The organism is Sphingobacterium sp. T2, from assembly GCF_000814685.1.
GTDB lineage: Bacteria > Bacteroidota > Bacteroidia > Sphingobacteriales > Sphingobacteriaceae > Sphingobacterium > Sphingobacterium thermophilum.
The window spans coordinates 1-7930 of record NZ_JXAC01000152.1; the positions used below are offsets into that span (position 1 = coordinate 1).

At 40.6% G+C, this 7930-nt stretch carries 10 protein-coding genes and 1 pseudogene; 7 read left to right on the forward strand and 4 right to left on the reverse strand.

The genetic code is table 11. The annotated features are described in order from the left end of the window. The 3 genes and pseudogenes from rpsB to rplM form a co-directional block, all read right to left on the reverse strand. A pseudogene (gene rpsB / locus SD31_RS10160) lies at positions 1-632 on the reverse strand (30S ribosomal protein S2); the annotation flags it as partial. Positions 633-650: 18 nt separating this feature from the next. After that, a complete protein-coding gene (rpsI, locus tag SD31_RS10165; protein WP_039054042.1) occupies positions 651-1037 on the reverse strand; it encodes a 30S ribosomal protein S9 in 387 nt (128 codons plus the stop codon). 11 nt (positions 1038-1048) lie between these two features. Beyond that, the gene (gene rplM / locus SD31_RS10170; RefSeq protein WP_039054043.1) at positions 1049-1492 is read right to left on the reverse strand and encodes a 50S ribosomal protein L13; all 444 of its coding nucleotides are present in this window, start codon (positions 1490-1492) and stop codon (positions 1049-1051) included. A gap of 229 nt (positions 1493-1721) precedes the next feature. Here rplM and SD31_RS15400 point away from each other — a divergent pair, with 229 nt between their 5' ends. The 7 genes from SD31_RS15400 to SD31_RS10195 all read left to right on the forward strand — a co-directional run bounded on the left by SD31_RS15400 (position 1722) and on the right by SD31_RS10195 (position 7262). Beyond that, complete coding sequence (locus SD31_RS15400; RefSeq protein ID WP_052258951.1) at positions 1722-2663, forward strand: tetratricopeptide repeat protein; 942 nt, start codon at positions 1722-1724, stop codon at positions 2661-2663. Then, positions 2641-3483 carry a tetratricopeptide repeat protein gene (locus SD31_RS15405; protein WP_052258952.1) on the forward strand — a complete coding sequence of 281 codons (843 nt, stop codon included), beginning with the start codon at positions 2641-2643 and terminating at the stop codon, positions 3481-3483. The genes SD31_RS15400 and SD31_RS15405 overlap by 23 nt, the downstream gene beginning before the upstream one ends. A gap of 5 nt (positions 3484-3488) precedes the next feature. Further along, a complete protein-coding gene (locus SD31_RS15410; RefSeq protein WP_197053659.1) occupies positions 3489-3842 on the forward strand; it encodes a DUF4292 domain-containing protein in 354 nt (117 codons plus the stop codon). Between the two features lie 144 nt (positions 3843-3986). Then, the gene (locus SD31_RS15415) at positions 3987-4187 is read left to right on the forward strand and encodes a DUF4292 domain-containing protein (RefSeq protein WP_052258954.1); all 201 of its coding nucleotides are present in this window, start codon (positions 3987-3989) and stop codon (positions 4185-4187) included. 282 nt (positions 4188-4469) lie between these two features. After that, positions 4470-5549, forward strand: coding sequence for a murein hydrolase activator EnvC family protein (locus SD31_RS10185; RefSeq protein WP_231561441.1), 1080 nt, complete (start codon positions 4470-4472; stop codon positions 5547-5549). Positions 5550-5628: 79 nt separating this feature from the next. Then, on the forward strand, positions 5629-5829 hold the full coding sequence (locus SD31_RS10190) for a twin-arginine translocase TatA/TatE family subunit (protein WP_039054045.1): 201 nt from the start codon (positions 5629-5631) through the stop codon (positions 5827-5829). A 98-nt stretch (positions 5830-5927) separates the two neighbouring features. Beyond that, positions 5928-7262, forward strand: coding sequence for a lytic transglycosylase domain-containing protein (locus tag SD31_RS10195; RefSeq protein WP_082021917.1), 1335 nt, complete (start codon positions 5928-5930; stop codon positions 7260-7262). A 95-nt stretch (positions 7263-7357) separates the two neighbouring features. Here the strand turns inward: SD31_RS10195 and SD31_RS10200 are convergent, their stop codons facing one another. Next, a complete protein-coding gene (locus tag SD31_RS10200; protein WP_316929848.1) occupies positions 7358-7771 on the reverse strand; it encodes a phosphoribosyltransferase family protein in 414 nt (137 codons plus the stop codon). Between the last annotated feature and the right edge of the window lie 159 nt (positions 7772-7930).

A 7930-nucleotide genomic window follows, 5' to 3' on the forward strand; every position in this document is an offset into this window, starting at 1 on the left:
CGATAGATTTGTCGCGTCGTCGTTAGCAGGGATTTGGGAAGTCGATGTTAGTCGGGTCAGAGTTTGTATCTACCATCGCGAAAGTAGGGATGTTCAACTTAAGTGCTTCAGACACAGCGATGTGTTCTTTTTTCACATCCACGATGAATAAAGCAGCTGGAAGACGGTTTAAGTCAGCGATACCACCTAATAAGGTTTCTAACTTAACACGCTCACGTTGAATCATCAATTTTTCTTTCTTAGAAAGTACGTCGAAAGTACCATCTTTTTGCATCTTGTCGATGTTGGACATTTTCTTGATAGACTTACGTACTGTTGCGAAGTTCGTAAGCATACCACCTAACCAACGCTCTGTAACGTAAGGCATGTTCACAGCCTTAGCTTGTTGTGAGATGTATTTCTTTCGCTTGTTTTTTAGTAGCTACAAATAATACTTTGCGACCTGATTTTACGATTTGTTTGATAGCTGAAGCAGCTTCTTCTAATTTCGTAAGAGTTTTGTTCAAGTCGATGATGTGGATACCGTTGCGTTCCATGAAAATGTACTTAGCCATTTTCGGATCCCACTTACGAGTAAGGTGACCAAAGTGAACACCCGCATCCAATAATTCTTGATAAGTTGTTCTTGCCATTTTGTGTTCCTCCTTTGATTAACGTTTACTGAATTGGAATCTTCTACGTGCTTTACGACGTCCTGGTTTTTTACGTTCAACCATACGGTCGTCGCGTGTAAGCAATCCTTTAGCGCGCAACGCTGGTTTGTTTTCAGGGTTAAGCTCTACCAATGCTTTAGCGATAGCTAAACGCACAGCTTCTGCTTGTCCCTTAATTCCACCACCTTGAACGTTAACTCCAACATCAAAATTTGACAATGACTCCACTACGCTTAATGATTGCGTAACGATGTATTGCAATGGCAATGTTGGAAAATATTCTTTGTAATCTTTACCGTTTACGGTAATGTTTCCGCTGCCAGCTCCTAAGAAAATACGAGCAACAGCAGTTTTTCTTCTTCCTGAAGTGTTAGTTGTTGACATGCTTGCTCTCCTTAAAATTTAACTGGTTTTGGATTTTGTGCCTCATGTTTGTGCTCTGTACCAGCATAAACATAAAGGTTTTTGAATAATTTACGACCTAAACGATTTTTAGGTAACATACCACGAACGGCTTTCTCGATAAGGCGTTCTGGATGTTTTGCCAATAACTCTTTAGGAGAAACAAATCTTTGACCACCTGGGTAGCCTGTGTAGCGAACATAAACTTTGTCGCTTAGTTTGTTCCCTGTCAACTTAACTTTGTCTGCATTAATAACGATTACGTTATCTCCGCAGTCTACGTGTGGGGTAAATGTTGGCTTATGTTTACCACGAATTACTTTTGCAATTTGGCTTGCCAAGCGTCCCAAGATCTCGCCCTCAGCGTCAACAACGATCCACTCCTTGTTAACGGTGTTCTTATTGGCTGAGACAGTTTTGTAACTTAACGTATTCACTTGCTTTTATTTAATTAATTAATGTTTGAAAATCAATTGTAATCACTACAATCGGATTGCAAAGGTAGTAATTTTCTTTTCAATTGTAAAGCATAAATTTCAAATTATTTTTTTAACTTTTTTTAAACGTTTTCGATTTAAACTTTTGAAACGTATTTTGTTCCTTTGAAGTAGAGGGGATATTGTTACCTTAGTGACGGTGTCCAGTTATATAAAGTAAATACATATTATGGGGATTAAGAAGTTTTTGGTAGTAGTTTTCTTTCTCTTAGGAGCTGTTTGGTCTTTTGCTCAGGAATCTAAGGAACCACCTTATAAAGATAAGTTGCAACAGGTAGAGTCTTTTTTGCGTAACGGAAATTTACGTGAAGGACTCGATATTTTAGAACAGATTACAAAAGATTATCCGCAGGCGGCAGAAGTATTCTATGCCAAAGGCCTTTTGTATGGTCAGTCCGGCAATATGGAGGAAGCTATTGCCAACGCTAGGAAAGCGTACGAGCTTGAAAAGTCTAATCTGGCATTCTCCAACTTGCTTATGGATATATATAAAAGGCAAGGCATGTTTGAGGAGGCTATCCTGTTGGTCAAGAATCTGAAAAATTTTTATCCTAAGGCGGAGGGATTGGATAGAGAATTGTTGCTTCTATATACTCAGAACAATCAGCTGGATAAGGCTGAAGCTCACTATCAGGCCATGGCCAAAACACAACATTCCGACACTTTGGATCTGGTGATGGCAGAAATATATCTGAATAAGAACGAGCATGCTAAGGCCAAAACTTTACTACAGCCTTTGAATGGTAAAACCAAAATTGCCGATATCTATGCTTATTTAAGTTATATCCACAATAGAGAAGGAAAACAGAAGGAAGCTATCTCTACTATAGAGCAGGGTATAAAGATTACCAACGATAAGAGTCTGTATCTTGATCTGGCAGACCTGTACAAAGATCAAGGAAAGACAGAACCTATGTTTGCCGCACTTAAAGAAGGCTTTACGGCGATGACCACAAGCTTTGACGACAAATATAGGGTATTAGCCAATCTGGTGTACAATGAAAAAGTTCTATCGGACACTAAGCTTATCCAGCTTGCTGATGTGTTAGTGTTGAATCACCCAGACATGTTGGCTGCTCAGGTTATACGTGGAGAGCTGTTTTGGCGGTAAGGGGGATGTAGAAGATGCCAGAACCATATTTTTAAAGGTTGTCAACTCGAATGTTCGTTATGTTGATGCATGGCGTCTCCTTATCAATACGGATTTGGCTCTAAATCAGCCGGATGAAGGTGTCAAGCACAGCCAAGAGGCGTTGCGCCACAACCCTAACAATTCTCAGCTGCTGTACTTTTCGGCATTGGCACATATTGCCAAAAGCGATTGGCAAAAAGGGAGAGAGGTATTGGAGACAGCACTTAACTTTTCCGAAAATGAGAATAGTTACCTTCGTTCGATGATATATGGCACCTTGGGTGACGTGTATCATCAGCTTAATGAAAAGGATCTTTCGGATGTGGCTTACGAGGAGGCTATAGCCTTGGATAGTACGAATGTAGGTGCTCTGAACAATTACGCTTATTACTTGGCGCAGCGAAAGAAAGATCTGCACCGTGCCGAGAGATTTTCTAAACTGTCTAACGATCTGGAACCCAATTCTGCAACGCTGATGGATACCTACGCGTGGGTGTTGTTTCAGCAGGGGAAATTCAGAGAAGCTTTGTCATGGATTGAAAAGGCCGTAAAGATGGAAACCAACTCGGCGGTTCTCTTTGACCATTATGGAGACATTCTTATTAAATTAGGGAAAGAGAAAGAGGCACTAAAACAATGGCAAAAGGCTTTAGAAATTCATATGGTCAATGCTGAAGAGAATGCCGCTAATATTGATAAAATCAAAACAAAAATTAGTAGGAAAAAAATATGTGGAATAAAATTATATATGGTATGTGTGTGGTGTTTCTGCTTGCGGGTTGTAAGACCAAAAAAGTAGTGCAGATGCCCAATATCACTACCTCACCTTCGTCTGAAAATGTAGTGTCGGGTATCGTTATCAACAACCTGGACTTCCATACTTTCTCGGGACGAGCCAAGGCTGCTGTGGAATTCGGGAAGGAGAGGCAGGATGCTACGCTGAATGTGCGTATCAACCGCAGTAAGGCGATATGGATTTCGGTTACCGCGTCATTCCTCAATATAGAGGCCGTGCGTGTCCTTATCACACCGGATTCTATTAAGATTATGAATAGCTTCAAGGTGAATATATCGTCAAACCATTTTCCTATATACATCGCTATACAGGAGAGGGCATTACATTCAATATTTTGCAGAATATGCTTATGTCGAATGTGACAAACGAATTGTTGCGGACCGACCAGCTTACTGTGGCCAAGGCTGAAGATGAGACACAGCTGGTAGGAGTCAAAGATGATATTTCCTTTCAGTGHTGGTAGTCTCAGCGGCAGTTCTCGGCCAAAGGTATTCAGGCTATTGCCAGTGGGTTCCAGTGACAAACTGGAGGTGTTCTATAGCTCCTTCAATAGTGTTACAGGATATGAATATCCACAACGGCAAAATATTAAGCTCCATGCAGCGGAGACGTCCATTACTGTGGTGTTGGACTACAACAAGATAGAGTTTAATCAGGAGGTGGAGATGCCTTTTACGGTGCCTGCTAAGTATAAGGTAATCCGTTAGCTTCACTGTTAAAATATATTTTTTATTAGGCAAACCAGTTAGTTATCATTATTTTTGGAAGTCTAAAAAATAAAGCTGTAAAGCCGGATTCATTTCATGTGTTTGAAAAAAATAGTATTAAGCATAGTCTTTTTAATTGGATGTAGCCAAATATCATTTGGTCAAAGTAGTACTCAATTAAAGAAACAATTAGAAAAGATTAATGCTGAAATAGCATTACTAAATAAAGAGTTAGCCGCCAAAACTAAGGAAAAAATGTTGTCCCAACGTGAAATTAACGCGTTGAGCAAGCAACTTCGTCTTCGTGAAGAAAAAATCGTCGTAATAAACAGAGAGCTTAACAACCTATCAGCGCAGATTCGAAAGAACACTACGGAAGTAGAAAACTTGAAGTCCGAGTTAGAGAAGATGCGTAAGGATTATGAGAAGATGATCCTTTTCGCCTTCAGAAATAGGAATGGCTACAATAAGCTGATGTTCATCTTTGCTTCCAAAGACTTCAATCAAGCGTTTAAACGTATTAAATATTTACAGCAGTTTAGCGATGCCCGTAAGGTGAAAGTGGCTGAAATCGAAAAAGTAAAAAAGGAAATAGAATTGAAGATTGCGCAGATGGAAGCAGATAGGAAGGCACAACGTCTATTGTTGGCAGACCAGGAGCGCGAACGGGACATCATTCGCAAGGATAGGGCAGCACATCAGTCGCAGCTCAATACCATCGTGAAGCAGGAACGTACCTTCCAGGGGCAGTTATCGCAGAAGCAGCAGGAAAGAAAGCGTATCCAAGCTTTGATTAAGGCGGCTGTGGCACGTGAAATCGCTGAGGAACGTCGCAAGGCCGAACTGGAACGCAAGCGTAAAGCCGAAGCTGAAGCTAAGCGTACCGGAAAGACAGTGGCCGAGATAGAAAAAGCTACACCAAAGAAATCGGATAGCGAAATCTTGCGTTCTACGCCGGAGGCGGCCAGACTTTCAGCTGACTTCAAATCTAATCGAGGCAGGTTGCCATGGCCTGTAGCACAGGGTAACATCGTTCGTAATTTCGGCCCTTACAGTATCGAAGGCGTGCAAAGTTTGTCTGAAGAGATAGCCATCCGTACCTCTACAGGCGCAAGCGTGAAGGCCGTATTTTCCGGAGAGGTGGTGCAGGCTGTAGCAGGAACAGTGGTGATAAAGCACGGTGAATATTTTACCTTCTATTCTAACTTGTCATCCTTGTCTGTTCATAGAGGACAGAAGGTGAATAGGGGACAACAGCTCGGTGTGGTAGGCTTTGACTCGGAATTCGAAGCGCCGGTAGTGTATTTCGGTGTGATGCAAGGTATGACGGCTGTCAATCCATCTTCTTGGTTAGCAAGATAGTTACATTTGATTATAAAATTTATTACATATATTTGTAAAGAGAGTATTGAACTATTAGAATTCATTAAGAAATAAGCAAATGCATACATCTAATTTATTATTCATAGGAACGCAAGAAATTATAGTTATTGTAATATTAGTCCTATTGTTGTTTGGAGGAAAAAAGATTCCTGAGTTAATGCGTGGTTTGGGTAGAGGCGTGAGAGAGTTCAAAGAGGGGCAGCGTGAGGATACGTCAAATCGTTCGAACGAACAGAATAACACAAATAATAACCAATAAGAACTTTCAGTAAAGATTACATTGCTGTCGATGTAATCTTTACTTTTTTATGCCGGTTCGGCTGAGTATTGCCAACTAGTGACCAAAACTAGCACAATATGAAACTTTTTTATTGTACAGCACTTTTAACCTTTCTTTTTTCAAACCATTTGCATGCCTTTACTTCTAAGCCTTTAGCAGAAAGTAAAAATACACCTTCGTCGATATCTCCAAAAGATACGCTGTCAGCATGGAATGAGGAAGAGCGTGAGCTTATAGAAAGGATGCAGGCTACATCCAAGACTATTCCGTTGACATACAACGAGAAGGTGAAATATTTTATAGACAAATATACTTCTGCAAATTACAGACCTTATATGAGTCGTCTGTTAGGGCTAAGTAAGCATTATTTTGCTGTGTATGAAAAGGTTTTTAAGGATATGCAGATTCCGGATGAGGTGAAATATCTTTCTTTGGTAGAATCTTCTTTGGATCCTCATCTCGTTTCGCGGTCCGGTGCTGTAGGTCCTTGGCAGTTTATTTATACCACGGCTCGTCTCTATGATTTGGATATGAATGCCCATATCGACGAGCGTAAGGATATTTATACGGCAACGTATGCTGTCTCCAAATATCTGAAAGAGGCCTATGACATGTTCAACGACTGGACGTTGGCTTTGGCATCTTATAACTGTGGCCGCGGGGCGATGCAGCGTGCCCTTGCCCGTACAGGGCCGGAGAGTCCCACGTTTTGGGACGTAGCTCCCTATTTACCACAGGAAACTCAAAACTATATTCCTAAGTATATTGCTATGACCTATGTGTTGAGCAATGCCGCCTATTATGCTATTGAGCCTGCGGAGACCGAGCTAGACTATACGGCCAAGATGGTGATGGTAGATAAAGTGGTGGACTTACGACATATTGCCAAAGCCATAAACATGGACTTGAAGCAACTTAAACATTACAATCCTGCCTATAAAAAGTCTGTAGTGCCTGGATCTGTAGAGAAACCAAAACGTCTATTCTTGCCTGTCACACCAAATGTAAATGACAGCCTTCTTTATCTGGCATTGAATGCTCCTTCCTCCTTGACACTAGAGTATCGCGAAGAAGAGGAAGTCATGGTAGCGGAAGCAAGAAAGACATACCGCGTCAAAAAAGGGGAGACACTGACTTCTATAGCACGTAAATTTGGTGTTACCGTACAGGACCTGAAAGCTTGGAACAATCTTTCAAACAAAAGTATCATCGCCGGAAGGCAGCTTGTGGTCTTCAAGCCTGTTAGTACAACCTTAGCAAAAAATACCTCATCCAGAAATAAAACATCAGCACCTAAAAGTAGGACAGCCTATTATACAGTAAAGAAAGGAGACTCCCTGGATAAGATAGCCCGCAAATATGATGGCATCACAGTAAGAAAAAATAAAAAAGGACAATGGCCTAAAAGGTAATCTTATAAAGCCGGGAATGAGATTAAAAATAAGAAAGGATTAAGTTTTACTTAATCCTTTCTTATTTTATATGATTAGTAGAAATAAACTATATCTTAAGATAGCCAAACGCTATCTTCTTGCTTGTCGAACTCTTCGAGACAGACCTCCACATGTTCTTTGAGGATGGTAGAAAGCTTCAATCCGTAGAAATCACTGAATATAGGGAACTGATGGTGGCTGCGATCTACCAATACGGCTGTACGCATCTTTTTCAACGGCACATTGATAAAAGCGCCCAATCCGTAGGCTAAGGTACGTCCGCTGTTCAGTACATCGTCGATGATGACGATAGCTTTATTTGCAGCAGACTCTACCGGAATGTCTGTAGTAGCTTCCAGACTTCTTTTGTTTTTCTGGATAGTCACCTTTATCAATTCTATTTCTTTGTCCGGAGCGATGTCTTTTAATATCTTTTGAAGGCGCTGCGCGAAGATATACCCTCGGTCAGCTATACCTACAAGGACAATGCTGGGCTCTTACAAAATTGTCTTCAAGGATTTGATAAGCGTATACGTCTTAGATTTTTGAAGGATCTTGTTCTTTATTTAATATTAGWTAGTTCTTTTACTTTGACATAATTATATCGAACATTAAAGAACAAATAAATAAAAGTCGAATTATAATGA